At 26.1% G+C, this 25,184-nt stretch carries 27 protein-coding genes and 5 pseudogenes; 18 read left to right on the top strand and 14 right to left on the bottom strand.

Annotated elements, in window-relative coordinates:
- Positions 1–2 precede the first annotated feature (2 nt).
- Entirely contained in the window at positions 3–503 is a 501-nt protein-coding gene (locus N5A56_RS16835) for an IS1096 element passenger TnpR family protein (protein ID WP_265724377.1), read from the bottom strand.
- Between the two features lie 73 nt (positions 504–576).
- Here N5A56_RS16835 and N5A56_RS16830 point away from each other — a divergent pair, with 73 nt between their 5' ends.
- Both N5A56_RS16830 and N5A56_RS16825 read left to right on the top strand, forming a co-directional pair.
- Positions 577–993, top strand: coding sequence for a PaaI family thioesterase (locus N5A56_RS16830; protein WP_265724378.1), 417 nt, complete (start codon positions 577–579; stop codon positions 991–993).
- 1 nt (position 994) lies between these two features.
- On the top strand, positions 995–2,050 hold the full coding sequence (locus tag N5A56_RS16825) for an isochorismate synthase (RefSeq protein WP_265724379.1): 1,056 nt from the start codon (positions 995–997) through the stop codon (positions 2,048–2,050).
- Positions 2,051–2,159: 109 nt separating this feature from the next.
- Here the strand turns inward: N5A56_RS16825 and N5A56_RS16820 are convergent, their stop codons facing one another.
- Positions 2,160–2,528, bottom strand: a complete 369-nt coding sequence (locus N5A56_RS16820) for a PUR family DNA/RNA-binding protein (protein WP_265724380.1) — start codon at positions 2,526–2,528, stop codon at positions 2,160–2,162.
- A gap of 79 nt (positions 2,529–2,607) precedes the next feature.
- Positions 2,608–4,361: pseudogene (locus tag N5A56_RS16815) on the bottom strand (ABC transporter ATP-binding protein).
- A 149-nt stretch (positions 4,362–4,510) separates the two neighbouring features.
- Between N5A56_RS16815 and nusB the strand changes: the two are divergent.
- The 9 genes and pseudogenes from nusB (at position 4,511) to N5A56_RS16775 (ending at position 10,999) form a co-directional block, all read left to right on the top strand.
- Positions 4,511–5,449: a transcription antitermination factor NusB gene (gene nusB / locus N5A56_RS16810; protein WP_274270619.1), complete on the top strand. Its 939-nt coding sequence runs from the start codon at positions 4,511–4,513 to the stop codon at positions 5,447–5,449.
- A gap of 50 nt (positions 5,450–5,499) precedes the next feature.
- Positions 5,500–5,961, top strand: coding sequence for a DUF1573 domain-containing protein (locus tag N5A56_RS16805; RefSeq protein ID WP_265724381.1), 462 nt, complete (start codon positions 5,500–5,502; stop codon positions 5,959–5,961).
- A gap of 5 nt (positions 5,962–5,966) precedes the next feature.
- Positions 5,967–6,286, top strand: a pseudogene (gene yajC, locus N5A56_RS16800) (preprotein translocase subunit YajC).
- A gap of 103 nt (positions 6,287–6,389) precedes the next feature.
- Entirely contained in the window at positions 6,390–7,328 is a 939-nt protein-coding gene (locus N5A56_RS16795; RefSeq protein ID WP_265724382.1) for a YbbR-like domain-containing protein, read from the top strand.
- Between the two features lie 3 nt (positions 7,329–7,331).
- The gene (gene coaE / locus N5A56_RS17620; protein ID WP_337994868.1) at positions 7,332–7,712 is read left to right on the top strand and encodes a dephospho-CoA kinase; all 381 of its coding nucleotides are present in this window, start codon (positions 7,332–7,334) and stop codon (positions 7,710–7,712) included.
- A gap of 328 nt (positions 7,713–8,040) precedes the next feature.
- Positions 8,041–8,295, top strand: coding sequence for a hypothetical protein (locus tag N5A56_RS17615; protein WP_337994867.1), 255 nt, complete (start codon positions 8,041–8,043; stop codon positions 8,293–8,295).
- A 436-nt stretch (positions 8,296–8,731) separates the two neighbouring features.
- Positions 8,732–9,595, top strand: coding sequence for a sensor histidine kinase (locus tag N5A56_RS17610; RefSeq protein WP_337994866.1), 864 nt, complete (start codon positions 8,732–8,734; stop codon positions 9,593–9,595).
- 10 nt (positions 9,596–9,605) lie between these two features.
- Positions 9,606–10,307 (top strand): response regulator transcription factor, encoded by a 702-nt coding sequence (locus tag N5A56_RS16780; RefSeq protein ID WP_265724384.1) that lies wholly within the window; start codon positions 9,606–9,608, stop codon positions 10,305–10,307.
- A 71-nt stretch (positions 10,308–10,378) separates the two neighbouring features.
- Complete coding sequence (locus tag N5A56_RS16775; protein ID WP_274270618.1) at positions 10,379–10,999, top strand: L-threonylcarbamoyladenylate synthase; 621 nt, start codon at positions 10,379–10,381, stop codon at positions 10,997–10,999.
- Between the two features lie 17 nt (positions 11,000–11,016).
- Here N5A56_RS16775 and N5A56_RS16770 read toward each other — a convergent pair whose 3' ends face one another.
- Together N5A56_RS16770 and N5A56_RS16765 are read right to left on the bottom strand one after the other, a co-directional pair.
- On the bottom strand, positions 11,017–12,015 hold the full coding sequence (locus N5A56_RS16770) for a glycosyltransferase family 2 protein (RefSeq protein WP_265724385.1): 999 nt from the start codon (positions 12,013–12,015) through the stop codon (positions 11,017–11,019).
- Between the two features lie 66 nt (positions 12,016–12,081).
- A pseudogene (locus N5A56_RS16765) lies at positions 12,082–12,524 on the bottom strand (type I restriction enzyme HsdR N-terminal domain-containing protein).
- Between the two features lie 152 nt (positions 12,525–12,676).
- On the opposite strand from N5A56_RS16765, the gene holA reads away from it, so the two are divergent.
- From holA to N5A56_RS17600, 6 genes are all read left to right on the top strand, one after another.
- A complete protein-coding gene (gene holA, locus N5A56_RS16760; RefSeq protein ID WP_265724386.1) occupies positions 12,677–13,678 on the top strand; it encodes a DNA polymerase III subunit delta in 1,002 nt (333 codons plus the stop codon).
- Positions 13,679–13,680: 2 nt separating this feature from the next.
- Positions 13,681–14,259 carry a Crp/Fnr family transcriptional regulator gene (locus N5A56_RS16755; protein ID WP_265724387.1) on the top strand — a complete coding sequence of 193 codons (579 nt, stop codon included), beginning with the start codon at positions 13,681–13,683 and terminating at the stop codon, positions 14,257–14,259.
- An 85-nt stretch (positions 14,260–14,344) separates the two neighbouring features.
- Positions 14,345–14,845, top strand: a complete 501-nt coding sequence (locus tag N5A56_RS16750; RefSeq protein WP_274270617.1) for a hypothetical protein — start codon at positions 14,345–14,347, stop codon at positions 14,843–14,845.
- An 11-nt stretch (positions 14,846–14,856) separates the two neighbouring features.
- The gene (locus tag N5A56_RS16745; RefSeq protein WP_265724389.1) at positions 14,857–15,012 is read left to right on the top strand and encodes a hypothetical protein; all 156 of its coding nucleotides are present in this window, start codon (positions 14,857–14,859) and stop codon (positions 15,010–15,012) included.
- Entirely contained in the window at positions 15,012–15,302 is a 291-nt protein-coding gene (locus N5A56_RS17605) for a hypothetical protein (protein ID WP_337994865.1), read from the top strand. Before N5A56_RS16745 ends, N5A56_RS17605 begins: the two co-directional genes overlap by 1 nt.
- 11 nt (positions 15,303–15,313) lie before the next feature.
- On the top strand, positions 15,314–15,463 hold the full coding sequence (locus N5A56_RS17600) for a hypothetical protein (RefSeq protein WP_337994864.1): 150 nt from the start codon (positions 15,314–15,316) through the stop codon (positions 15,461–15,463).
- On the opposite strand, the gene N5A56_RS16735 is transcribed toward N5A56_RS17600, so the two are convergent.
- From N5A56_RS16735 to N5A56_RS16705, 9 genes and pseudogenes are all read right to left on the bottom strand, one after another.
- Complete coding sequence (locus N5A56_RS16735; RefSeq protein ID WP_274270616.1) at positions 15,460–15,888, bottom strand: GNAT family N-acetyltransferase; 429 nt, start codon at positions 15,886–15,888, stop codon at positions 15,460–15,462. The two genes, N5A56_RS17600 and N5A56_RS16735, sit on opposite strands and share 4 nt — an antisense overlap.
- A 99-nt stretch (positions 15,889–15,987) precedes the next feature.
- A complete protein-coding gene (locus N5A56_RS16730; protein WP_274270615.1) occupies positions 15,988–16,395 on the bottom strand; it encodes a BLUF domain-containing protein in 408 nt (135 codons plus the stop codon).
- 18 nt (positions 16,396–16,413) lie between these two features.
- Entirely contained in the window at positions 16,414–18,192 is a 1,779-nt protein-coding gene (locus N5A56_RS16725; protein WP_265724393.1) for an AMP-dependent synthetase/ligase, read from the bottom strand.
- Between the two features lie 78 nt (positions 18,193–18,270).
- On the bottom strand, positions 18,271–18,792 hold the full coding sequence (locus N5A56_RS17800) for a hypothetical protein (RefSeq protein WP_420793217.1): 522 nt from the start codon (positions 18,790–18,792) through the stop codon (positions 18,271–18,273).
- Between the two features lie 45 nt (positions 18,793–18,837).
- A pseudogene (locus N5A56_RS17590) lies at positions 18,838–20,030 on the bottom strand (AMP-dependent synthetase/ligase); the annotation flags it as partial.
- 210 nt (positions 20,031–20,240) lie between these two features.
- Positions 20,241–21,020 (bottom strand): pentapeptide repeat-containing protein, encoded by a 780-nt coding sequence (locus N5A56_RS16715; RefSeq protein WP_265724394.1) that lies wholly within the window; start codon positions 21,018–21,020, stop codon positions 20,241–20,243.
- Between the two features lie 58 nt (positions 21,021–21,078).
- Entirely contained in the window at positions 21,079–21,384 is a 306-nt protein-coding gene (locus N5A56_RS17795; RefSeq protein ID WP_420793216.1) for an ATP-binding protein, read from the bottom strand.
- A 113-nt stretch (positions 21,385–21,497) separates the two neighbouring features.
- Positions 21,498–22,400, bottom strand: a complete 903-nt coding sequence (locus tag N5A56_RS16710; protein WP_265724395.1) for a hypothetical protein — start codon at positions 22,398–22,400, stop codon at positions 21,498–21,500.
- 1 nt (position 22,401) lies between these two features.
- A pseudogene (locus N5A56_RS16705) lies at positions 22,402–23,771 on the bottom strand (sigma-54-dependent transcriptional regulator).
- 163 nt (positions 23,772–23,934) lie between these two features.
- On the opposite strand from N5A56_RS16705, the gene N5A56_RS16700 reads away from it, so the two are divergent.
- Positions 23,935–25,179 (top strand): efflux RND transporter periplasmic adaptor subunit, encoded by a 1,245-nt coding sequence (locus N5A56_RS16700; protein ID WP_265724396.1) that lies wholly within the window; start codon positions 23,935–23,937, stop codon positions 25,177–25,179.
- The last annotated feature ends 5 nt before the right edge of the window (positions 25,180–25,184 follow it).

Below are 25,184 nucleotides of genomic sequence, written 5' to 3'. Positions count from 1 at the left end.
TTTTAATAATCGTTATAATCAAAATCATCAAAATGACCGAATTCGTCATCTATATCACCTTCGTCTCCAAATTCATTTTCTAACTTATCTGCAACAAATTCTTTTTCAGGAGCAATTTCTGGAATTTCTCCAACATTTAAAATAGTTTGAGGTAGATCATTTCTTTTTTCTGCAGAAATTTCAATTACATCAACATAGAAAGTCCACATATTTAAGAAATCATAAACATAAATTAGTTTATCATTTTCCTTCGTTAAAGTTTCATTTAAAATACAAGTTTGCATCGAAATTTCTTCTCCAGCTTCTGCCATATTGAATAAAGGAATTTCTTCTCCTTGATTCCATTCCTCATCTGTTCTATAAAATGAAGCCATTTCTAGTCCTTTAAAACCAAAAGCTTTGGCAATAGTGGTGTGTAAAGTTTCTAAATTGATATTACTATCTGTTAAAATAGTTCTAATAACATCTTCTTTAGTATCTAAAATAATGCGGATTTTATACATAAAAATTGATCAAAAATATAGTGGCAAAAGTACAATAAATTATGCTTATTTTTACTGTTTAAATTTCTCTTTAATGGATAAAATAAAAACATTATTAACTTTAAACAGCTTAAGTAAAAACACTTTAATGGAAACTCTTGATATAGAGTTTATTGAAGTTGGAGAAGATTATATTGTTGCTAAAATGCCTGTAAACTCAGGGGTTCATCAACCTTATGGGATTTTACATGGAGGTGCTACTGCTGCTTTAGCTGAAACTGTTGGAAGTTGTGCTTCTGCACTTTTTGTAGATACTAAAACTAAGATTGTTAAAGGTATTGAGTTAAGTATTAATCATCTTAAAAGTAAAAAAGAGGGTGTGGTTTTTGGTATTGCTAAACCAATACATAAAGGGAGAACGACTCATTTATGGGAAATTAAAATTGTTGATGAAGAAGATAATTTAATTTCTATTTGTAAGTTAACTAATATTATTTTAGACAAAAAATAGTTTGAAAATTTTCGAAAAAATAATTACTAGCTATAATAAGGAAATGCCTTTTGTAGTTTATAGAAAACCGAATAAAAAATCAGTTTCTGCTCTTTTTAGTACCATTGACTCTTTAACTTTTACAAATAGTTTTACTGAGTCTGGTTTTGTTTTTGCACCTTTTGATAATACAAAAAAAGCAATTTTATTTTCATTAGAAAATTCAGAATATATAAATGAAAAAACTTCTTTAGATACTTTAATTTCAGATGATAAAAAAAATAATTTAGATGAGAAATCTAAAAAAAATCATATTAAACTTGTAGATAAAACTATTAAAGAAATTAAAAATAACGATTTAAAAAAAGTAGTTGTTTCTAGAGAAGAATTAGTAGCCCTTTCAGATTTTAATTTGATAAACGTTTTTCAAAAATTACTTTCCAATTATAAAAACGCATTTGTTTACATTTGGTTTCACCCAAAGATTGGTTTATGGTTAGGAGCAACACCAGAAACGCTTTTAGAAGTTAACAATTCAACTTTTAAAACAATGTCTTTGGCGGGAACACAATTATTTAAAAATGTAAATAACGTAGTTTGGAAAAATAAAGAATTAGAAGAACAGCAATTAGTAACAGATTTTATTGAGAACCAATTAAGAAACATTTCAACAAATTTAACAATTGATAAAACCGAAACAGTTAAAGCAGGAAGTTTACTGCATTTAAAAACTAAAGTTACAGGAAAATTATTAGAAAACTCTAATCTAAAAACATTAATTAGAGCTTTGCATCCAACTCCTGCAGTTTGTGGTTTGCCAAGAGAAAAAGCAAAGAAGTTTATTGTAGATAATGAAAATTATAAAAGAACATATTACACAGGTTTTTTAGGAGAAATAAATTTTAACCCCAAAAGTACTGATAAAAATTCTTCGTTATTTGTTAACTTAAGATGTATGAGCATAGAAAATAAAACTGCATCAATTTTTGTTGGAGGAGGTATTACTAAAGATAGTAATTCTAAAAAAGAATGGGAAGAAACTGTCGCAAAAAGTAGTATAATGAAACGTGTATTATGAAATTGAAAAAACCGCAATCTAATAAGATTGCAGTTTTTAATGTAAACTAATTTGAATTTGAATTAATATTGTAATAACAAATTATAACTTTTATTAAAGTTATAATTTGTTATATATCATCAAAAGAAACATCTGTAAAACTTTCTGTAGACTTAGGTGTCTCTTCTGTAGTATTAGTTTCTTCTTTCTTAAAGTCTTTTTGATGGCGTTCGCTAATTACTTCGTTGCCTTTTTCATTAATAATATAGTCAGTTGCTTTACCTAGCATCTCATGAAAGTCTGTAAAATCTTCTTTATACAAATAAATTTTATGCTTCTGATAATGAAAAGTACCATCATCGTGTGTAAACTTTTTACTTTCTGTTACTGTTAAATAATAATCGTCTGCTTTAGTAGCTCTAACGTCAAAAAAATAGGTTCTTCTCCCTGCTCTTAATACCTGTGAAAAAATTTCTTCCTGTTCAACTCTCTCTGCCATAATTTTTAAAATAGTAGTTATAAAATGTTTATTGTACTCAACAAATCTAATAAAATATTTTATGTAGCAATGTTAAAGATTAAATTTCTTTTTCTAAAAGTTGCTGTTCATACAAATCTTTATAGTATCCTTCTTCTGTTATTAATTGATTGTGAGTTCCTTGTTGTGCTATTTTACCCGCATCTAAAACAATAATTTTATCTGCATTTTTTGCAGATGAAACCCTGTGACTAATTATAAAGGTAGTTTTATTTTTAGAAACCTTTTCTAAGTTTGATAATATTTTCTCTTCTGTCTCTGTATCAACAGCAGATAAACAGTCATCAAAAATTAAAATTTTAGGGTTTTTAATAATTGCTCTTGCAATAGAAACACGTTGTTTTTGCCCTCCAGATAAAGTTACACCTCGTTCACCAAGTATGGTTTTATACCCGTTTGTAAACTCAATTATATTTTTATGAACATCAGAGTTTTTTGCAGCTTTAATAATTTCTTCCTCTTTAGCATCTTCTTTACCGAATTTAATATTATTGCCAATAGTGTCAGAAAATAAAAAAGGATCTTGGGGAACAAAACCAATTTGACTTCTTACATCATTTAAGTTCGCTTTTTTAATTGGTATATCATCTAATAAAACTGTACCTTTTGTAGTATCATAAAGTCTAGAAATTAATTCGATTATAGTTGTTTTTCCAGAACCAGTTTTACCTAAGATTGCAATAGTTTCACCAGGTTTTACAGTGAAATTAATATTTTTAAGAGCAGTTATACCTGTATCTTCATATTTAAATGTAACATCTTTAAAACTAACTTTCCCTTTAATTTCAGTTTGCTCTTTGTTGAAATTTTGAATTTCTGGAACTTGATTTAAAAACTCATTTATTCTTGCTTGAGAAGCTTCTGCTTGCTGAACCATAGATGTTACCCAACCAACAACTGCAACTGGCCAAGTTAAAATATTAACGTAGAGCATAAACTCTACAACAACACCAATTTTAATTTCTCCATTTATATATTGGTTTCCGCCTATATAAATAACTAATAAATTACTTATTCCAATCAATAAAATCATTAAAGGAAAAAATAATGCATTAGCTTTATGTAAATGAATATTTTTCTCTTTACTGGCATCAGAAATAGCATCAAAATCTTTAATAATAGAAGCTTCAATTCCATAAGATTTTACAACATTAATTCCCGAAAAAAATTCTTGATTAAAAGTAGTTAATTTAGATAAGTATTCTTGTACAATTGTACTTCTTTTATGAATAACTCTACTTAAAACAAAAATTGAAATTGATAAAAGAGGAAAAGGGATTAATGTGTAAAGTGTTAATTTAAAATCTACTTGAGCCATTTGAGTAAAACCTACAACAAAAAGTACAATCATATTCATAGTATACATTACAGCAGGACCAACATACATTCTAACTTTAGAAACATCTTCGCTAATTCTATTCATTAAATCACCCGTTCTATTTTTTTATAAAAGTTAAGCGATAGTTTTTGGTATTGTTGATAAATTTCATTCTTTAAATCAAATTCAATTAATCTAGACGTTACAATTAATGTTTGTCTCATAATAAAAGTTAGAAAACCACCAAGAAGGGCAATACCAATAATTATAAAAACATTTATTAATAATTGATTTTTAACCTGAGAAACATCTGTAATGGTATTATTATGATAATCTTCTACAACGTTTAAAGAATCTCTAATTATTTGAGGAATTTTTAAGGCAAGTAATTTAGAGAAAACAGTAATTAGTAATCCTATTAAAATACGCCATTTGTATTTAGAGAAATATTTGTTTAAATATTGTAGTGCTTTCAAAGAAAAAAATGGATTAAAAAATAAAGCACGAATATACGAGTTTCGAAAAGATAAACTTTCTTAAAAAAGTATTAAAAAGAGGTGACGAGAAACTAAATTAATACTATTTTTGCAAAGCAAAAAAATGCAATTTATTTAAGTTCTTTATAATGATTAACAGAAGACATATTCGAGTTAAAGTAATGCAATCTGTATATGCAATGCAGCAATCTCATAATGATGATATCATTAGAGAAGAAAAGTTTTTAAAACATAGTATTTTAAAAATGTTTGATTTGTACGTTTTAAATATTCAACTATTGGTTGAAGTTCAAAAATTTGCGGCAAAAAAAATTGCACTATCCAAAAAGAAAATTCTTGCTACAAAAGAAGAATTAAAACCCAATACTAAATTTTTAGAAAACAAAGTAATTAATGCAATTGCAGAAAGCATAAGTGTTGAAAGCTATATTGAGATGAATAATCTTAAAAATTGGGAGATAGATAGTGAATATGTAAAAATTATTTTTGAAGAATTACAAAATAGCAATTTGTATAAAAAATATTTAGATACTGTAGAGAATTCTTTTAAAGTTGATAAATCTTTTGTAATCGATTTTTTTAAAGAAATAATAGCACCTAATGAAAAACTTGCAGAATATTTTGAAGGAGAAATAATTTCTTGGTCTGATGATATACCATTTGTAAATACTTGGGTTGTTAAGTCTTTAAGTAAGTTTAAAGAAACATCAATATTTGTGGTTGGAAGCTTGTATAAAGATAAAGATGATGAAGATTTTGTTTCATCTTTATTTACTAAAACAGTTTTAAAGCATAAAACTTATGAAGACGATATTTCTGAGAAAACACCAAACTGGGAGTCGGAAAGAATTGCTGATATGGATATGATTTTGATAAAAATGGCTATTACAGAGTTCTTAAATTTTCCGTCGATTCCAACTAGAGTTACTATAAATGAATATATAGAGATTTCTAAAGATTATTCTACAGAAAAAAGCAGTTATTTTATAAACGGAGTTTTAGATAGAATATCTAAAGAGTATATTAGTAATAAAAGAATTGTTAAAATTGGTAGAGGCTTAATTTAAGCTTTTGTTTTAGCAAAATTATTTAGTATTTTTACAAAAATTTAAACATCATGAAAAAAATAACAATTTTATTCGCTTTTATAATTTGTGCAAACGTATTTGTTTCTTGTGCAGATAGTAATGCCAAAACTAAAATTAATAAAGGTAATTTAGATAAAGCAAAATCTAGAGATTTAGAAATTAAAAAAGGAACAGCGTCTATTTCTGTAGATAATAATGAGTACGATTTTGGTACTGTAAATGAAGGAGATATCGTTGAAAAAACTTTTTTAGTTACAAATTCTGGTAAAACAGATTTAGTTATTACAGATGCAAGAGTAACTTGTGGTTGTACAGTTCCTGCTTGGCCTAAAGCACCAATTAAACCAGGAGAAACTAAAGAGGTTAAAGTAAAATTTAACACAGCTAGTAAGCGTAATAGACAAAGAAAAAACATTACATTAATTACAAATACAGAATCTGGTAGAGAAGTTTTAACTCTTAAAGGTATGGTTACACCAAAAGCTAAATAATTAATATGTTTTCAACAATATTATTACAAACAGATTCTGGAAGTTTAATGTCTATGCTGCCATTTGTAGCAATGATAGGGGTTTTGTATTTCTTTATGATAAGACCTCAAATGAATAAACAAAAAAAGAAAAATCATTTCAATCAGAAATAAAAAAAGGAACTAAAATTGTTACTTCTTCTGGTATTCATGGTAAAATAGTAGATTTACATGCTGCAGATAATACCGTGACTATAGAAACAGGAGCAGGGAAAATTAAATTCGAACGTTCTGCTATTTCAATGGAATTAAGTAAAAGATATTTAGCACCAGCTGTTAAAAAATAATTTACTTACAACTTAATATGAATGAGCTTTTCTTTAATTAGTAAAAGCTCATTTTTTTTGTTAAACACTTTTTATTAGATTGCAATAAATTAAGAATTAGAAATTGAAAAATTTAAATAAAATACCAAAAACATTTATTGGATTTTTAATAGCCTCTTTTTTAATTTGGTTATTAATTACTTTTTCAAAAGAATACACTACAGTTGTAACATTCCCAGTTAGTTATAGTAATATTCCACAAAACAAATTATTACAAGAAACTCCTATTAAAGAAATAGATATTACAGTTAAAGCTTCTGGTTTTAAGCTTTTAAGAACTAAATTTAATAATTATAGTTTACAATTAGATGCATCAAAATTAAAAAGGAAAAGTAAATCGAAGTTTTATTTTTTAATAAGAAACCAATTAACTAAAATTCAATTACAATTACCTAACGAAGTAGAAATTCAGGAAGTTATACAAGATACAATCTCTCTTAATTTAGGAATATTAAAATCTAAAAAAGTTGTATTAAAACCTAATATTAATATCAATTATCACATTGGTTATGATCTCTTAGACGAAATTTTTGTAAAACCAGATTCAATTATTATTTCTGGACCAGAGTCAAAAATTAAAAATATTCATTATTTAAATTTAAGTGAGTTAAAATTAAATGATGTAAAAAATAGTTTTGAAAGTAAAGTTGATATTCTAGAAAACGATAAAATAGATAATATAAAATTTAGCACATTAAAAGCTACAATATCTGGTTCTGTAGAAAAATTTACAGAAGGTAATTTACAGATCGCTTTTAAGACTAAAAATTTACCTAATAAAATTAATTTAACCACTTTAACCGAAAAAGTTGATGTTTTTTTTGTAGTAGCTTTATCTAATTTTGCTAAGGTTTCTGAAGCATCTTTTAAAATTGAATGCGATTATGCTATTTCTAAAAATAATAATCTTGGATATTTAATTCCTAAAATAATTTCACAACCAGATTTTATAAAGAGTGTAAAAATTATACCTACAAAAATTGATTTTTTAATTCAAAAATAAGTTATGATTATTGGTTTAACAGGCGGAATTGGAAGTGGTAAAACTACAGTTGCAAACTATTTTTCAGAATTTAAAAATGTTGCTATTTATATTGCGGATATTGAAGCAAAAAAACTGATGAATTCCTCTCAAATTATTAAAGAAAAATTAATTAAAGAATTTGGAGAAGAAGCTTTTTTAGATAATGTTTTAAATAGAGAATACATTTCAAGTATAGTATTTAATAACAAAGATAAACTTAGTAGTTTAAACGCGATAGTGCATCCAGAAGTAAAAAAACATTTTAAAGATTTTGTAAAAAATAATGTAGATAAATTATACATTATTTATGAAAACGCAATACTTTTTGAAAGTAAGAGCAATTTTTTTGTGACATTATTGTAACAGTTTATGCAGAGCTTAATACTAAAATAAAGCGTGTTTTATTAAGAGATTCTGTTACTAAAAAAGAAGTGTTAAATAGAATGAAAAATCAATGGAATGATGAAAAAAATATTGCAATCTAACTACATAATTTGCAATGAAAACCTAGATGATACTAAAAATCAGGTAAATAAGATTCATAATATTTTAACACAAAAAAAGTGGTGAATTAAAATATCTGCAACGATTCTGTTAAATTATTCTTAAAATTGAATCTATTTTGTTAATCAACGTTAAAAACGCGAATTTCAAATTTTGAATAGCTTAACTTTGATATATGGGCAAAAAGATGTTTGTTCTTATCGTGTTTTTAATGAGCATTTCCTTAATAGGAATTATTGCTGTACAGATGTATTGGATTAACAATGCTGTTGAAAGTAAAAAGGAACAATTTAAGAACGATGTACAGAAATCTTTAGGTAGTGTATCTGAAAGAATAAATGAAAAAGAAAGGTCTCTTTTTGATAAAAAATTCGAAGGGATTATTGAAAATGCAGTTTTAGCAAATGAAGCTCAAATTAAAAGTCTTTTTTTCAAGAAATAGATACTACTAACAATCAAAAAATATCTTTTGGTTCTACTATTTTAGAAGAAAATTTTGAAATCCCTGTAGATTTTTTAAGCGATGATTCTATAATATTTAAAAGACTTACTGGGAAAAAAGATTTTTTCCAATCTAAACTTATAAAAGGTGCAGATAATTTATTTTCTTCAGTTGATGAAAAAAATATTCTTTTACAAAAAGGTTAACTAATATAGAAAAAAGTCAATTTGCAGAATATTTTAAAGACTATAATAGAATAAATCCTATTCATAAAAGATTAAGTAACAGAGAGCTTAATGCTACAATAAAAGATGAATTAAAGAAAAGAAATATAAACTTAGATTTTAAATATGGAGTTTATAGTAGAGATGGTTTAGCTACCAAACTTAAATCGGGTTATTACACTGTAAATAAAAAAGATAGTTATCCTTATCCTTTGTTTTATAATTCTGAAAATGAACCTGAGTATTTATTGTACGTAAGTTTTCCAGAAAAAAACGATCATATTTTATCAGATATATCTAACATTCTGTTATTATCATTATTCTTCATTTTTATTATCATTATCGCTTTTTCTGGATCATTATATCAATTGATTAAACAAAAAAAGATTTCTGAAATTAAAACTGATTTTATTAATAATATGACGCATGAGTTTAAAACCCCAATTGCTACCATAAATTTAGCTTTAGACTCTATAAAAAACCCTAAAATAATTAACGATAAGGACAAAGTGTTGCGTTATATTGGTATGATTCGTGATGAAAATAAAAGAATGCATACTCAAGTAGAAAATGTTCTTAGAATATCTAGATTAGAAAAGAATCAACTAGAAATAAGTAAAGAAATTGTTGATATTCATGATACTATAGATGATGCAATAAACCATGTTAGTTTATTGGTTACTTCTAAAAATGGAGATATTTCAACCCATTTTGAAGCTATAACATCAGAAATTTCTGGAAACGAATTTCATTTAACTAATGTTATTGTTAATATTTTAGAGAATGCAATAAAATATTCTGGAGATAGTCCAAATATAGATGTCTATACAGAAAGTACCAACAAATTTTTCATCTTTAAGATAAAGGATGAAGGTATTGGGATGAGTAAGAGTGCACAAAAAATGGTTTTCGATAAATTTTATAGAGAACAAAAAGGGAATATTCATGATGTAAAAGGTCATGGTTTAGGATTAGCATATGTAAAAGAAATAGTAGAAAAACATCATGGAACAGTATTTGTTGAAAGTGAAAAAGGAGAAGGAAGTATATTCACAGTAAAATTACCTTTAATTTAAAATATATAAAATGGGAAGTAAAAAAATATTATTAGTAGAAGATGATCCAAATTTTGGAACAGTTTTAAAAGATTATTTAGCATTAAACGATTACAACGTTACACATGCAAAAGACGGAATAGAAGGTTTAATTATGTTTAAGAACAGTGATTATGATCTTTGTATTTTAGACGTTATGATGCCTCGTAAAGATGGTTTTTCTTTAGCTCAAGATATAAGAGGTACAAATAAAGAAGTGCCTATTATATTTTTAACTGCAAAAACCTTAAAAGAAGATGTTTTAAAAGGTTACTCTGTTGGTGCAGATGATTACTTAAACAAACCGTTTGATTCTGAAGTTTTATTGCATAAAATTAAGGCAATTTTGCAAAGAAAAGAAACAGATAAGTCTAAAGAATCTGAACAATTTGAATTTAATATTGGTTCATTTTTCTTTAATTCTAAATTACGTCACTTATCAATAAATGAAGCAGAAGAGCCTACTAAACTTTCTCCAAAAGAAAGTAAATTATTACGTATGTTAGCTATTCATAAAAACGATCTAATGCCAAGAGAATTAGCGTTAACTAAAATATGGAGAGATGATAACTATTTTACATCTAGAAGTATGGATGTATATATTGCTAAATTAAGAAAGTATTTAAAATTAGACGAGAATGTAGAAATTTTAAATATTCATGGAGAAGGATTTAGATTAGTAGATAAATCTTAAATAAAGGAAATTCTTCCCAAAAATATAACTCAACTTGTAATTCAGGTTGAGTTTTTTTGTATTTTTATATTATGGCAGAGTTTATAAAGTTATATAATGATAATCCTAATCAACGAGAATTAGATAAAATTGTAAAGATTTTAAAAAACGGAGGGTTAATTATTTATCCTACAGATACAGTCTATGGTTTAGGTTGTGATATTACTAATACCAAAGCTTTAGAAAAAATAGCTAAGATTAAAGGAATAAAACTAGATAAAGCTAAATTTTCTTTTGTTTGTAATGATTTGAGTCACCTATCTGATTATGTAAAACAAATTGATTCTACTACTTTTAAACTCTTAAAAAGAGCTTTACCTGGACCATATACGTTTATTTTACCAGGTAGTAATAACTTACCAAAAGCCTTTAAGAAAAGAAAAACAGTAGGAATTAGAATACCAGATAATAATATTGCTAGAACTTTAGTATCTAGTTTAGGAAACCCAATTGTATCTTCTTCTATAAGAGATGATGATGATGTATTGGAATATACAACAGACCCTGAATTAATTTTTGAGAAATGGAAAAGTATAGTAGATGTAGTTATAGATGGTGGTTATGGAGATAATTATGCTTCTACAATAATAGATTTAACAGATGGTTTTCCAGAAGTAATTAGAGAAGGAAAAGGAAGTTTAGATATTTTATAGTTCAATACAATATTTGATTATTTTAAATTATCAAATTTTTTTCTACCTAAAATAAAATATTGCCAAACAATACTAGTATGTAAATTGTAGTTTGGGTTTTTATTTAACTTTTTTCTCTTTTTTAAAAATGTAGGCAATTTTTTATAAAAACTAAAATGAGCTTTTACGATTGCCCAAGTATGAATTGGTCTAAATTCAATAAAAAACTTAACGCCGGCTATTCCATCTAAAATTAAACGAGAAAATACTACAAATAAAAACCATTTTGTTGGTACGTTTTTAACAACATTTAAAAGACTATTTCTAAAATTTAAAAAAGTTTTATGTGGGTTTGTTTCTTGTAAGGTTGCGCCTCCAACATGAAAAACTCTAGATTCTCCAACATATTTTATTTTAAAACCTCTGTTTTGAGTTCTCCAACATAAATCTATTTCTTCTTGATGTGCAAAATAATCCTCATCGAAACCGTTAAGTTCATGAAATACTACAGAGCGTATAAAAAAACATGCTCCAGAAGCCCAAAAAATGTCAGAAGTATCGTTGAACTGATTGTTATCTATTTCTAAGTTATTAAAAACACGACCTCTACAATATGGGTAACCAAATAAATCTATGAAACCACCGCCAGCACCAGCATATTCAAACTTAGTTTTGTCTTTGTAATCTAAAATTTTAGGTTGTATAATTGCAGTATTCTCATCATCATTAAATACATTTAAGACAGGTTTAAGCCAATTATCTGTAACTTCAACATCAGAATTAATTAAGCAATAAATATCTGCTTCAATATTTAGTAAAGCATCATTGTATCCTTTAGCATAACCACCGTTAACATTGTTTGTAATAATTTTAACACTTGGGTAATGTTGTTTAATAAAAGATAGAGAAGTATCTGTTGAAGCATTGTCTGCAACGTAAACTTCAGCTTCTTTAGAACTAAAGTTTACAATAGATGGAAGAAATTGTTCTAACAATTTTTTTCCATTCCAATTTAATATGACGATTGCTGTTTTCAAGGTTGCGAATTTACAGCTTAATACTTAATTTTTGGCTAAATTTTTCTTAATAAACGTAATGTTTTATTATTTATATTTAGGAATTTCTTTTAAAAAAATATAGGTTTCATTTTTAAAATCCATTTTACAACAATAGTGCTCTAAACCATTGGTAACCACTAAATAATTAGCTTTAAGTTTTAAATTATAACGTGCAATTTGATCAAAAGTATCTTGTGTTATTTTAATTTGAGGTGCTTTACACTCTATAATAATATCATGCTGTCCATCAGAATTAAATACTAAAATATCTGTTCTTTTTTTCTATTGTTAATAATAAGTTGTTTTTCTAAAGCAATTAAAGAAATTGGGTATTTCTTTTGTTCTATTAAAAAAGAAACATAATGTTGTCTTACCCATTCTTCAGGTGTTAAAACCAAATATTTTTTTCTCAAATTATCAAAAATAAGCGTCTTATTTTCTTTATTTTTGAGTTTGAAATTATAATTTGGTAGATTTAATTTTTGCATTACTCAAAAGTAAATAAAAATTGGTTATTATTAATTTAATACTTATTAATAAAAGAATAATAATTCTATTTATATGCCACAATTATATGACCATATCTTATTTAAAAACAAGATAAAACGTATTGATTAATTCTGTAATAATAGAAAAATAAATGAACGAAATAAGGAATATTGTTTCTGATATTAAAAAAGGAGATATTAAACCAATATATTTTTTAATGGGTGATGAGCCTTATTATATTGATAAGATTTCAGATTTTATAGAAGCATCTATTTTAGATGAAGCAGAGAAAGGATTTAATCAACAAATAATGTATGGTAGAGATGCAAGTATTGAAGACATTGTTTCTTCTGCTAAGCGATATCCAATGATGGCAGAAAGGCAAGTATTAATTATAAAAGAAGCGCAAGATTTAAGTAGAAATATAGAGAAACTTGTGTCTTATGCAGAAAACCCACAACCAACAACAGTTCTTGTTATTAATTATAAATATAAAAAACTAGATAAGCGTAAAAAGTTACACAAAGCAATTGCTAAAACAGGTTTAATTTATGAAAGTAAAAAGCTTTATGAAAATAAGGTTTCTGATTGGATTCGTAGAGTTTTAAGTGGTAAAAATTATCAAATAGAACCTAAAGCAGCACAAATGTTGGTAGAGTTTTTAGGGACGGATTTAAGTAAAATATCTAATGAGTTAGATAAATTAATGATTATTTTACCTAAAGACACAATAATTAATGATAAACATATAGAAGATAATATTGGTATTTCTAAAGACTTTAATAATTTTGAATTGCGAAAAGCAGTAGGAGAGAAGAACCTTTTAAAAGCGAATAGAATAATTAATTATTTTTCTGAAAACCCTAAAAGCAACCCAACTGTAATGACAATTTCTTTATTAAATGGTTTCTTTACTCAACTTTTAATGTTTCATGGTTTAAAGGATAAATCTAAAAATTCTGTTGCAAAATCAATTGGTGTTAGCCCTTATTTTGTTGATGAATACTTTTTAGCAGCTAGAAATTATCCTATGCGTAAAGTTGCACAAGTAATTGCCTTTTTAAGAGAAGCAGATGTTAAAAGTAAAGGAGTAGGAGCGAGCCAAACTCAAAAAGATATTTTAAAAGAATTATTATTTAAGATTTTACATTAATTATGGATGATAAAAGAATCTTAAAAAATGAGTTAGGAGCTATTGGGTTAACTACAGATGAACTTGAGAAACTGTTAAATGGCTACAGAAAAATAGAATTAAAAAAAGGAGAATTTTTAATAAAAGGAGGTACTGTAGTAAAAAATTATTATTTTTTAATAAGTGGGTTTATACGTTCTTTTGTTATAGATTTCGAGGGAAATGAGGTAACTACTAATTTTTATGATAAAAATGATTTAATTCTGGAAGAGAACTCTTTTTTTATGCAAACACCTACTAAAGAGTATTTGCAAGCCACAGAAAACTGTGTACTTTGGCAAAAAGATATAGAAACTTTTAATGAACATTATAATTTATATGAAGCTTATAGAGATTGGGGAAGATCTCATTTAGTACGTAATTTTTTTATTTTAAAAGAACGTTCGTTAAGCATGATAACGGATAAGGCTTCAGATAGATATCTAGAATTAATTTCTAATAGGCCAGAAATTTTTCAAAAAGCTTCATTAAAACATATTGCATCTTTTTTAGGTATAACTGATAGTTCTTTAAGTAGAATAAGAAAAGAAGTTTTAAAATAAGCACTCTTAATTCTCATTCTTGTCATAAGACAAGTAAAGTGTAAAAAGACGTTTGTATTTTTGAAGTTAATAATAAACATGTTTTATGATTAATGATTTACCACTTTACATTCCCGTCTCTTTTTTTATAATTACAATATATATAGTTTTTACTTTTGTGAAGTCTAATGCTATTAAAAAATCAACTTTACCAATTATTATTGGTTGGTCTATTTTAATATCTATACTTGCTTATTTTGGAGTATATCATTATACAGAAGGAGATCAGTACTCTACTTTTCCTTTAGTTATAGTTCCTCCAGGAATATTTATAATATATTTACTTAGAAATAAGTTTTATGAGAATAGAAATTTAAAATGGAGTACAGCAGTACATATAGTTCGTTTTCCTGTAGAACTATTATTATTTCAATTAGCTATTAGAGAGTTATTACCTATGGAAATGACTTATGAAGGTTGGAATTTTGATATAATTCCTGGTGTAACTTCAATTTTACTGTTACTTTGGATGAAATATAAGAGCATAAATAGTAAATTTTTATTGGGTTGGAATATATTGGGTTTACTATTTATTTTTTTATTTTAACCAATGGTTTCTTGTCTCAAGAGCTATTATATAAAAAATTTGGTTATAGTGTGCCAAATACTGCTATAGCATATTTTCCATTTATTTTATTAGGAGGTGTTATTGTACCAATAGTAATTTATACACATATTTCAGATATTATAGTATTAATAAAAAAAATAAAATAATGAAAAACATCTTTACAAAATCTGTTACAGAAGAAATAATAAGAAGAGTAAACAATTTATCATCAGAAACTAAAGCAAATTGGGGTAAAATGTCTGTGGCACAAATGTTAGCTCATTGTTCTGTAACTTATGAGATGATTTATACAGATAAACACCCAAAACCTAATGGATTAGTTAAATTGATGCTTAAACTTTTTGTGAAGAATGCTGTTGTGTCAGAAAAGGAGTATAAAAAAACGGAAAAACAGCTCCGCAATTTGTTATTTCTAATAAAAGAGAATTCGAATTAGAAAAACAACGCTTGATAGGTTTTATTTTAAAAACACAAGAATTAGGTGCAGATTATTTTGACGGAAAAGAATCTCATTCTTTTGGTAAATTAACAGAGAAGGAATGGAATAATACTTTTTACAAGCATTTAGATCATCATTTAACTCAGTTTGGAGTTTAATTTTTTTGAATGAAATAACGTTCCATTACAACATATTCAATATTCCCTTTTTTAAACAATTTATTAGTAGTTTTAAGGTTAAAATTTTTGTAAAAGTTCTTTTTTTCTACTCGTGCGTTACACCATAATTTCTTTATATTTTCTTTTTCTAAAAGCTTTATTATGTTTTTTAATAATAAAGAACCAAATCCTAAACCTTGATATTTATTTAAAGTAGCGAATTTTCTAAACTGAACTACACCATCAATAGAAAATAAAGAAATGATAGAAGTTATTTCTCCATTTACAAATAAACCAAAGTGTCTAGCAACATTATCATCTGGTAATTCTATGTATTTTACAGGTTTGTTTGGCCACATAACTTTGTGACGAATTTCTAAAGTATCTTGAGTTGAAATTATTTTAATTTCTAGATTATTATTCATTTTAAAAAGTAAATAGAATATTTATTTGATAAGATATAACTATCTGTTTATTAATGAGTTATTTTACAACAATTAATTTAGCCATTCTCCAAAAAATGTCTATTGCCTCAGATTGTTTTTCATTATTGTCAGAAAAAAACGAATATTTTTTATAAATTGTTTAACCTTTAAGTGACTGTCATTTAATTCTTTATAAGCCATATTCCAATCAGAATATAATCTTTCTACAATATTTTCTTTAATAACTAATGTTACATTCTGGTGTCTAGTATCTTTTTTAATCTTTTCATATAATTTTAATACTTCATCTTTTTCGCCTTCTAATATTTGTAGAAAAATTTTATCATGATATAATAAACAACCAGTAATGTTGTTCTTTTTATTATAGTTACGAGATGTATTTAATATATTATTAATAACATTTGTATTAATCTCGTTGTTTGAGATAGAATAATAAACAAGTTCAATCATGCTAATGTAAAATTGGTTATATAAAAAAACTCTCATTTAAATGAGAGCTTTTATTTAATTATAAATACTATTATATAAATCTTTATAAATTTCTTTTATAACTGAGCGTTTCATTTTCATTGTTGGTGTTAAATGGCCAGCATCTAATGTCCATTCGTCAGGAGTAAGTCTAAACACTTTTATTTGTTCCCATTTACCAAAACTATTATTACAAGTTTTAACTGCTTTAGTAATTTCTTCTAAGACTTTTTCATTTGCTATTAATTCTTCATTATTAGAAAAAGAAATATTATTTTCTTCTGCCCAATCTTTTAAATATTCAAAATTTGGTTGAATAATAGCAGCTGGCATTTTTTCATTTTCACCTACAACCATTACTTGTTCTATAAATAAAGACTGCTTTAACTCTCCTTCTAATAATGGTGGTATCACATATTTACCTCCAGAAGTTTTAAACATTTCTTTAGTTCTACCAGTTATTTTTAAAAACCCATCTTTATCAATTTCTCCTTTATCTCCAGAATGAAAGTATCCGTCTATTAAAACTTCTGCAGTTTTAACAGGATCTTTATAATACCCTTGCATAACATTTGGTCCTTTAATTAAAATCTCTCCATTTTCGGCAATTTTAACTTCCACATCTTTAATAACTTTCCCAACAGTTCCTATTCTAAAACCTCTTTGTCCGCCATATTCTACAAAATTAACAGATGTAACTGGTGATGTTTCTGTTAAACCATAACCTTCCATAATTGGCATACCAGCAGCAGCAAAAATACTTGTTAACCGTGGTTGTAACGCAGCGCTTCCAGAAACCATAACTTTTAAATTACCGCCTAAAGCTTCTTGCCATTTAGAAAAAATAAGTTTTCTGGCTAAACCTAATTGTTTTTCATACCACCAACCATTTTCACCATAAGGTTTATACCTTAAACCTAAATCTACTGCCCAGAAAAATAATTTCTTTTTTATACCAGATAAACCTTCTCCTTTTAGAATAATCTTATCATAGATTTTTTCATATAAACGAGGTACAGCCGTCATTACATCTGGCTTAACATCTTGTGCGTTTTCAGTTAGTTTTTCTATACTTTCTGCAAAATATATTTCTGTTCCACAAAGTTGGTATAAATATAAAATCATTCTTTCAAAGACATGACAAACTGGTAAAAAACTTAGAGCTTTGTCGGTTCCATAATCTAAAGGAACAGGGTCTTCACTAGCGAGTACATTAGAAACAATATTACCATGAGAAAGCATAACACCTTTAGGTTTTCCAGTTGTACCAGAAGTATAAATTAGAGTTGCTAAATCATTTGATGTAACGGCATTTTTTCTGGCTTCCACTTCTGCTTGATTAGAAGTATCTTTACCTAAATCTAAAACTTCATTCCAATTTTTTTCATTTACAAGATCTTCGAAAGTAAAAATATCTATAAGACTTGTATTACCTTTAATTTGATTAAGTTTTTCTAGAATACTAGCATCAGAAACAAAGCAGTATGTAGCTCCAGAGTGGTTTAAAACATATTCATAATCTTCTTTAGAAATGGTTGGGTAAATAGGAACGTTTTGTGCTCCCACTTGGCCTATTCCAATATCACAAATATTCCATTCTGTTCTATTAGTTGTAGAAATTACTGCAATTTTATCATTAGGTTTTACTCCTAATTTTAATAATCCTCTACTTAAAGTATTCGATTTATCTATATATTCTTGAGTAGAAGTTGAAACCCATTTACCATCATATTTAGTGTTTAAAGATTTCTTTAAATTATACTTTTCTAATTGATAATAAGGAAAATCAAATGTGCGCGTAATTTTTATTGCCATAAATTTCTTTTTTGTAGAACTGCAAAGTATGAAATTTACATTGATTTAACAAATAGAAAATAAATTGGTAATTTTTTACTAATTATATATTTTTTGATATAAGTTTTTATATTTTTCTTTAATTACTTTTCTTTTCATTTTCATAGTAGGAGTTAAATGCCCTGCTTCTATAGACCATTCTTCATTTGTTATTTCAAATTTCTTTATTTTTTCCCATTTCCCAAATTTTTGATTGTAAAAATCGACCTCTTTTTGTATTCTATTAATTAATCTTTTATCGGTAGTAATATCATGAATTTCATATTTATGTCTATCTGCCCATTCTTTTATAAAAGCAAAATTTAGTTGAATTATAGCTGCTGGCATTTTTTCGCTTTCTCCAATAACTAGAACTTGTTCTATAAAACGAGATTGTTTGAGTTCACTTTCCAAAGCAGCAGGAGCAATGTATTTTCCACCAGAAGTTTTAAATATTTCTTTTTTTCTGTCTGTTATTGTTAAAAAATTATCAGAATCAATTTCACCAATATCTCCAGTATGTAAATAACCATCAATAATTGTTTTTTTTGTTAATTCTTCATTCTTGTAATAACCAAGCATCACATTATCACCTTTCATTAGAATTTCACCATCATCGGCAATTTTAATTTCTATACCTTCAAGAGGTTTACCAACTGTACCTATTTTTAATCCATTTTCTCTTAGGTCATTTAAAGTTCCGCCAGGAGAAGACTCTGTCATTCCGTAACCTTCAAAAATGGGAATTCCTGCAGCAGTAAAAACTCTAATTAATCTTTGTTGAAGTGGGGCGCTCCCAGAAATCATAAATTGTATATTTCCTCCGAGTGCTTCTTGCCATTTTTTAAATATAAGTTTCTTTGCAATATTTAACTTGTAATGATACCAAGCTCCGTTTTTATGATAAGGTTCGTATTTTTCACCTAATGACAAAGCCCAAAAAAAGAGGCTCTTTTTTAATCCTTTTAAATTACTGCCTTTATCAACAATTTTATCAAAAATCTTTTCCAATAGTCTTGGTACAACAGCTAAATAGTGTGGTTTAATTTCTTTAATGTTTTCACCAAGTTTATCCAAGCTTTCAGCAAAAAAACTTCAAAACCCATAAACAAATTGTAATATGAAGCACTTCTTTCAAATATATGACATATTGGTAAGTAGCTAATTATCTTGTTTTTATCTCTTTTAAGATTTATTCTATTGGCTGTTTTATAAACAGTAGAAACAATATTTTTATGTGTTAACATAACACCTTTTGGTGTTCCTGTGGTTCCAGAAGTATAAATAATTGTTGCTAAATCTTCTGGTTTTACATTCTTTTTTAAAGTTTCTATTTTGGCATTATGATCTTCTGTTTTTCCAATTTTTAAAAATGAATTCCAGTCATAATTTGTATCTAATTCTTTTAAAGAGAAGACGTTTTTAAGTTGAGTTTTATTTTCTATTGATTTAACTTTTTGATATAATTCTTCATCAGAAACAAAACAATATTTAGCATCTGAATGATTTAAAATATACTCATAATCTTTTTCTGAGAGTGTTGCATAAAGAGGAATGTTTTGGGCGCCAATTTGCAATATTCCTGTATCTAAAATATGCCAATTAGGGTTGTTATTTGAGGTGATTACCGCAATCTTATCATTTTGTTTTATTCCTAATGAAAGTAGAGAGTTACTTACTTTATTTGCATCTAAAATATATTTCGAAGTTGAAATACTTTTCCATGTTTCCTCTTCTTTATAGTTAAAACATTTTTCTTGAGGAAAATTTTCTAATTGATAATATGCAAAATCAAAAATTCTAGAAATTGAATCAGACATAAAAAGAGATTTATTTTCTGACAAGTTACTAAAAAAGTTTTTTAAGGTTAAAATAGTATTACATGTAGTATTATTAATTCAAAAAAACTAGCTTCTTTTAAATAAAGAAACTAGTTTTTTTTGAGAAGAAGAATCTCAAATCTAAAAGCACTAATTAGATTGCAAAATAATTTTTATTAAAATATTAGAAACACGTATTAATACATGTTTCTAATTTAATAAATGTTTGCTAAAACTTTTACCATTAATTTTAGTGTATTTAGAATCTATATTATAACCAACTTTCATGTTTGTTACATTAAAGTCTCCATTAACATTCATATATTTTATATTTAAATCCTCTTCGAAGTTTGTGTTTTTAAATGAAACACCATTGTTAAATTTTGCATATTTAAAAGTAGCAGAATCTTCAAAAACAGCATCAGAAAAACTTACATTTTTAATGAATTTAGCATATTTAAAAGTAGCAGATTCTGTAAATTTTGTTTTAGAAAAACTAATTTTTTTGTCAAACTTTGCATATTTAAAAGTTGTATCATCATCAAAAGTAGAATTAGAAAAATCTGCATCTAATTCAAAATGAGAGTATTTAAACATAGATTTTCCTTTAAAATTACAATTTTTAAATATTGCAATATCTTCAAAGCTTGCTGTAAATGTATAGCCAGAATCTTCATCTGGTATGTAGGCTAAAACATCATCTTTAAAAGTACAATTAATAAAAGAAATTTGTACTTCAATTAATTTTTCTATTGTGTTAGAAGAGTTACCATTACTCCACCAACTACTTTTCTTTTTCTTTGGGAGTTTTTCTAATGCTTTCTCCATAAAAGTAAAGTCTAAAACTCCAACAATTATTGCGTTTTTATAAGAAATTGATTTACCATTTTTAATATCACTCATAATATCAGAAGCTTCAATAGTTTTTTGAGCAAATGTAAAAGTTGAGATTAAAAATAAACTTAAGAAGATTTTAAATGTATGTTTCATTTTATAGGTTTTTAATGTATCTATATTAATGACATATTAGTATTTAATTTGTGACACTTTAGTTTATAAATGTTAAAGTAAATGTAGTTTCTCCTTTTTTAGAAATAAATTGAATAGTACCATTATGAGCTTCTATAATACTTTTAGAAAGAGTTAAACCTATACCAGAGCCGTCTTTTCTAGTTGTAAAATATGGTATAAAAACATTGTCTTTTATTTTCTTAGAAATTCCAATTCCATTATCTGTAATTGATAAATGTGTTCTTTGTTTATCTTGAGTAATGTTTATTTTTATTAATGGATCTATTTCGTTTTGAATTGCATAAATACAATTTGAGATTAAATTTATAATTATCTGTTCAATCTGTTTTTTATCTACATTAATTTTAAAAGAATCTTCGATTAAGAAATTTGTTTTAATATTTTTTTGAGTAAGTTCTTGTTCAAAAAGTAATATTGTGTTTTTAATAATTATAGTTAAGTCTTCTTCTTTTTTTGAGGTAAAGGTAATTCTGCAAGTCTTCTATATGTATCTACAAAAGAAGTTAAATGGTGAGATCTACGTTTAATAATTTTTAAACCTTGAGATAATTCATCTAAAGTTTCTTCATCTGTATTCTCTTCTTGAATTAAAGAATCTAAGTTTTCTGCTAAACTACTAATTGGTGTAATTGTGTTAATAATTTCATGAGACATTACATTCATTAATTTAAACCAAGCTTCTTTTTCTTTTTTATCTATTAATTGCTGAATGGTTTCTAAACTTACAATTAAGTAGCTGTATTCATTTGTTTTAGTTAATGATGTTTTTAAAAAGAACTCTTCCTTTTCTTCATTAATAGTTAATGAAATTGTGAGTTTGTTTTCTTCCCATTCAGATATTATATCATTTAATTTTCCAATTTTTTTATTTAATAAATTCCAGTTGTAAAATTTAGGGATTTTTAAAAAATGTGTAAAAGCATTATTTATTTGGAAAATTTCAATTTTTTGATTTTCATTTTTTCTTAAAATTAAAATACCAATTGCTAAACTTTCTATAATATTAGTAAAAATTAGTTGTTCAGAGTTTTTTCGAATACTTTGTTTTCGATGCTTTTCTAAAAGCAAAGCCGTTTTATTATGCAGCGGATTTTTTCGTTTTTTAGAAGAGATAGTATTAGAATAATCATCGAATAACAAACAATCCATAGATTTTTCAATATCATTAAATAACTTTTTAAGAAAGTCAATAAAAATAAAAATTTGGAAAAGAAGTAATATAAAAAAACCTATGGTATTAATTATATAAGAGTTTTTATAACTGATAAAAATGATAATTCCATTTATTATAATTAATAAAATTCTTAAATTAATTTGAAAATATTGTGGTTTTCCCATACTATAATTGATGCTTTTCTAACCTTCTATACAATGCAGCTCTAGTTAATCCTAAATCTTTTGCAGCTCTAGAAATATTACCTTGGTGTTTTTCTATAGCTTGCTTAATTAATAATTTTTCAGTTTCTTCTAAATTTAATACTTTTTCTAAATTTACTGAAGTTTTCTTATTAGAAAAATGTAGATCTTCAGTTAGTATTTTTTCGTTGTCTGTAATAATTACAGCTCTTTCTACTATATGTTCAATTTCTCTTATGTTACCAGGCCAGTTATAATTATTTAGAGCTTTAATGGCATCTTTGCCAAAGCCATTTATTTTTTTCTGTATTTCTGATTTAATTTTTTAAGAAAATGATTTGCTAACAATTCTATATCTTCAACTCTTTGTCTAAGTGGTGGTAAGTTTAGTTCAATAGTATTTATTCTAAAAAGTAAATCTTGTCTAAACGTTTGCTCATCTACCATTTTATGAATAGGAGCGTTTGTAGCACAAATAATTCTAACATCTAAATCTCTTTCTTTTCCTTCACCTAACCGTGTAACTTTTCTATTTTGAATTACGGTTAGTAATTTTGACTGTAAATGTAATGGTAAGTTTCCTATTTCATCTAAAAATATAGTACCACCTTTTGCTAATTCAAACCTACCAAGAGTGTCTTTGTGAGCATCGGTAAAAGCACCTTTTGCGTAGCCAAATAATTCGCTTTCAAATAAATTTTCATTTAAAGAGCCTAAATCTACATGTATAAAAGGATGATTCTTTCGCTGAGATAATAAATGAATTTCTTTAGCAAATACAAATTTGCCCGTTCCGTTTTCCCCTAAAATTAAAATGTTAGCATCTGTTGGAGCTACTTTTTTAACCAACTTAACAGCAGTTTGCATCGCTGGAGAAAACCCAATAATATGTTCTGTTTGTTGATGAAAGTCTTTGTCTTGCTGTTTTTGTACTGTTTGTAATTGTGTGTTTTTTCGTTTTGAACGAGACAATTCTAACCCAGCATTTACAACACCATAAAGTTTTTCTGTTTTCCATGGTTTTAAAATAAAATCGGTAGCGCCTTTTTTAATAGCATCAACAGCTAAATTAACGTTACCAAAAGCAGTCATTAATATTACCGTAGTTTCTGGGCTTATTTCTTTTATGTGTTTTAACCAATATAAACCTTCTTTACCATCCTCAAAACCTATACGGTAATTCATGTCTAACAGAACAACATCTACGGTAGAAATTGTTATATGATTACTTATTTTCTTTGGATTATTCTCCGTAATAATTTCAGAAAAATATTTCTTTAAACTTATTCTAGCTGAAAATAGAATATCATCATCATCATCTACAATTAATATGGTTGCTTCCTTTTTTCTCATAGTACATAATTAGTTATTTGTTTGGATATGAACAAGTAAATGTTCATTTATGAACACTTTTATAGTTTAGTTAAATGTTAATTTATTGATTATTAGATGTTTGAGGTTTATGTTTTTGATGGCACATTTATGGCTTTAACTATGCCAAACGAAAAGAAACCAAATGGATAAGCAAATAAAACCAAAAAACAGAAAGACAAAAAAAATGCTGATATGGGTAATACCGTCATTTTTACTTATTGCTGTAGTATTGATGAATGCAACAAGAAAAAAACAAGTAAACCTTAAAAAGGATTCAATTAGCATTCGAGAAGTGATAAAAGGAGATTTTGAAGATGTAGTACTTTTTAATAGTACAGTTGAACCCAAAACTTCTGTTTTAGTAAATGTTATTCAAGGTGGTTCTGTTTCTGAGATTTTTGTGGAAAGCGGACAAATTATTAAAAAAGGAACACCGCTTTTAAAAGTGTACAATCCAAATGCTGAACTAAATTATTTAACACAAGAAACAGCAATGATTGAACAAATTAATAATCTTAGAAACTTGCGTGTAAGTATTAAGAATCAGCAATTGAGTTTAGATCAACAGTTATTAAGTATTGATAATGATTTTAGAAATGCAAAAAGACAATATCTTTTAGACTCTACTTTATATAAAAAAGAAGTTGTTGCAAGAAACGATTATCAAATTACTGCACAAGAATATAAGTTTCAAAAAGAAAGAAGTGGTGTTATTAAAAAAAGTGTATCTGAAGAAAAAAAGAGTAGAGATTTGCAATTATCTAGTATAGATTCTTCTCTTTCAAACATGGAGAAAAGTTTGCAATTGCTACGAAAAAATAAAGAAAATTTCACCGTTAAAGCTCCTGTGAGTGGTATGTTGTCGTCATTCAATCCTATCTTAGGAGAAAGCTATAACCAAGGGCAACCTATTGGTAAAATGGATGTTTTAGACGGATATAAATTAGTAGCAAATGTAGATGAATATTATATTTCTAAATTAAGAGAAGGAATTTCTGGTACTGTTTCTTTAAATGCTAAAAACTATAAAATTAAGTTGTCTAAAGTATTTCCAGAAATTGTAAATGGTCAATTTAAATTAGAATTAATTTTTGAGCAAGATTCTCTTTCATCAGCTGTAAAAAGAGGAATGTCTTTAAAAACGAAAATGTTTTTATCTGGCAAACAAAAAGCTTTGTTATTACCTAAAGGATTGTTTTATCAAAGTACAAACGGTAAATGGATTTTTGTTTTAAATTCTGATAATAAAGCGGTAAAAAGGAATATAAAAATAGGTAGAGAAAATCCGTTTTATTACGAAGTTACAGAAGGATTACAAGAAGGAGATAAAATTATAACTTCAAGCTATGACGATTATAAAACGGTTGAAGAAGTAAATATAAATTAGAGTTT

The sequence above is a fragment of the Polaribacter ponticola genome (assembly GCF_026191475.2).
Taxonomy (GTDB): domain Bacteria; phylum Bacteroidota; class Bacteroidia; order Flavobacteriales; family Flavobacteriaceae; genus Polaribacter; species Polaribacter ponticola.
Note: the sequence above shows the minus strand (reverse complement) of the source record. Positions and strands in the feature narration are given on the sequence as shown.

Bases quoted from the DNA above. Each gene is read 5' to 3' on its own strand.
- N5A56_RS16835 (WP_265724377.1), bottom strand. From the start codon at position 503: ATGTATAAAATCCGCATTATTTTAGATACTAAAGAAGATGTTATTAGA.
- N5A56_RS17800 (WP_420793217.1), bottom strand. From the start codon at position 18,792: ATGCTTGGTTATTACAAGAATGAAGAATTAACAAAAAAAACAATTATT.
- N5A56_RS17605 (WP_337994865.1), top strand. From the start codon at position 15,012: ATGAAAAACATCTTTACAAAATCTGTTACAGAAGAAATAATAAGAAGA.
- N5A56_RS16710 (WP_265724395.1), bottom strand. From the start codon at position 22,400: ATGGGAAAACCACAATATTTTCAAATTAATTTAAGAATTTTATTAATT.
- N5A56_RS16735 (WP_274270616.1), bottom strand. From the start codon at position 15,888: ATGAATAATAATCTAGAAATTAAAATAATTTCAACTCAAGATACTTTA.
- N5A56_RS16700 (WP_265724396.1), top strand. From the start codon at position 23,935: ATGGATAAGCAAATAAAACCAAAAAACAGAAAGACAAAAAAAATGCTG.
- N5A56_RS16775 (WP_274270618.1), top strand. From the start codon at position 10,379: ATGGCAGAGTTTATAAAGTTATATAATGATAATCCTAATCAACGAGAA.
- N5A56_RS16830 (WP_265724378.1), top strand. From the start codon at position 577: ATGGATAAAATAAAAACATTATTAACTTTAAACAGCTTAAGTAAAAAC.
- N5A56_RS16755 (WP_265724387.1), top strand. From the start codon at position 13,681: ATGGATGATAAAAGAATCTTAAAAAATGAGTTAGGAGCTATTGGGTTA.
- coaE (WP_337994868.1), top strand. From the start codon at position 7,332: ATGATTATTGGTTTAACAGGCGGAATTGGAAGTGGTAAAACTACAGTT.
- N5A56_RS16750 (WP_274270617.1), top strand. From the start codon at position 14,345: ATGATTAATGATTTACCACTTTACATTCCCGTCTCTTTTTTTATAATT.
- holA (WP_265724386.1), top strand. From the start codon at position 12,677: ATGAACGAAATAAGGAATATTGTTTCTGATATTAAAAAAGGAGATATT.
- nusB (WP_274270619.1), top strand. From the start codon at position 4,511: ATGATTAACAGAAGACATATTCGAGTTAAAGTAATGCAATCTGTATAT.
- N5A56_RS16715 (WP_265724394.1), bottom strand. From the start codon at position 21,020: ATGAAACATACATTTAAAATCTTCTTAAGTTTATTTTTAATCTCAACT.
- N5A56_RS16730 (WP_274270615.1), bottom strand. From the start codon at position 16,395: ATGAGAGTTTTTTTATATAACCAATTTTACATTAGCATGATTGAACTT.
- N5A56_RS17615 (WP_337994867.1), top strand. From the start codon at position 8,041: ATGTTTGTTCTTATCGTGTTTTTAATGAGCATTTCCTTAATAGGAATT.
- N5A56_RS16725 (WP_265724393.1), bottom strand. From the start codon at position 18,192: ATGGCAATAAAAATTACGCGCACATTTGATTTTCCTTATTATCAATTA.
- N5A56_RS16780 (WP_265724384.1), top strand. From the start codon at position 9,606: ATGGGAAGTAAAAAAATATTATTAGTAGAAGATGATCCAAATTTTGGA.
- N5A56_RS16805 (WP_265724381.1), top strand. From the start codon at position 5,500: ATGAAAAAAATAACAATTTTATTCGCTTTTATAATTTGTGCAAACGTA.
- N5A56_RS16820 (WP_265724380.1), bottom strand. From the start codon at position 2,528: ATGGCAGAGAGAGTTGAACAGGAAGAAATTTTTTCACAGGTATTAAGA.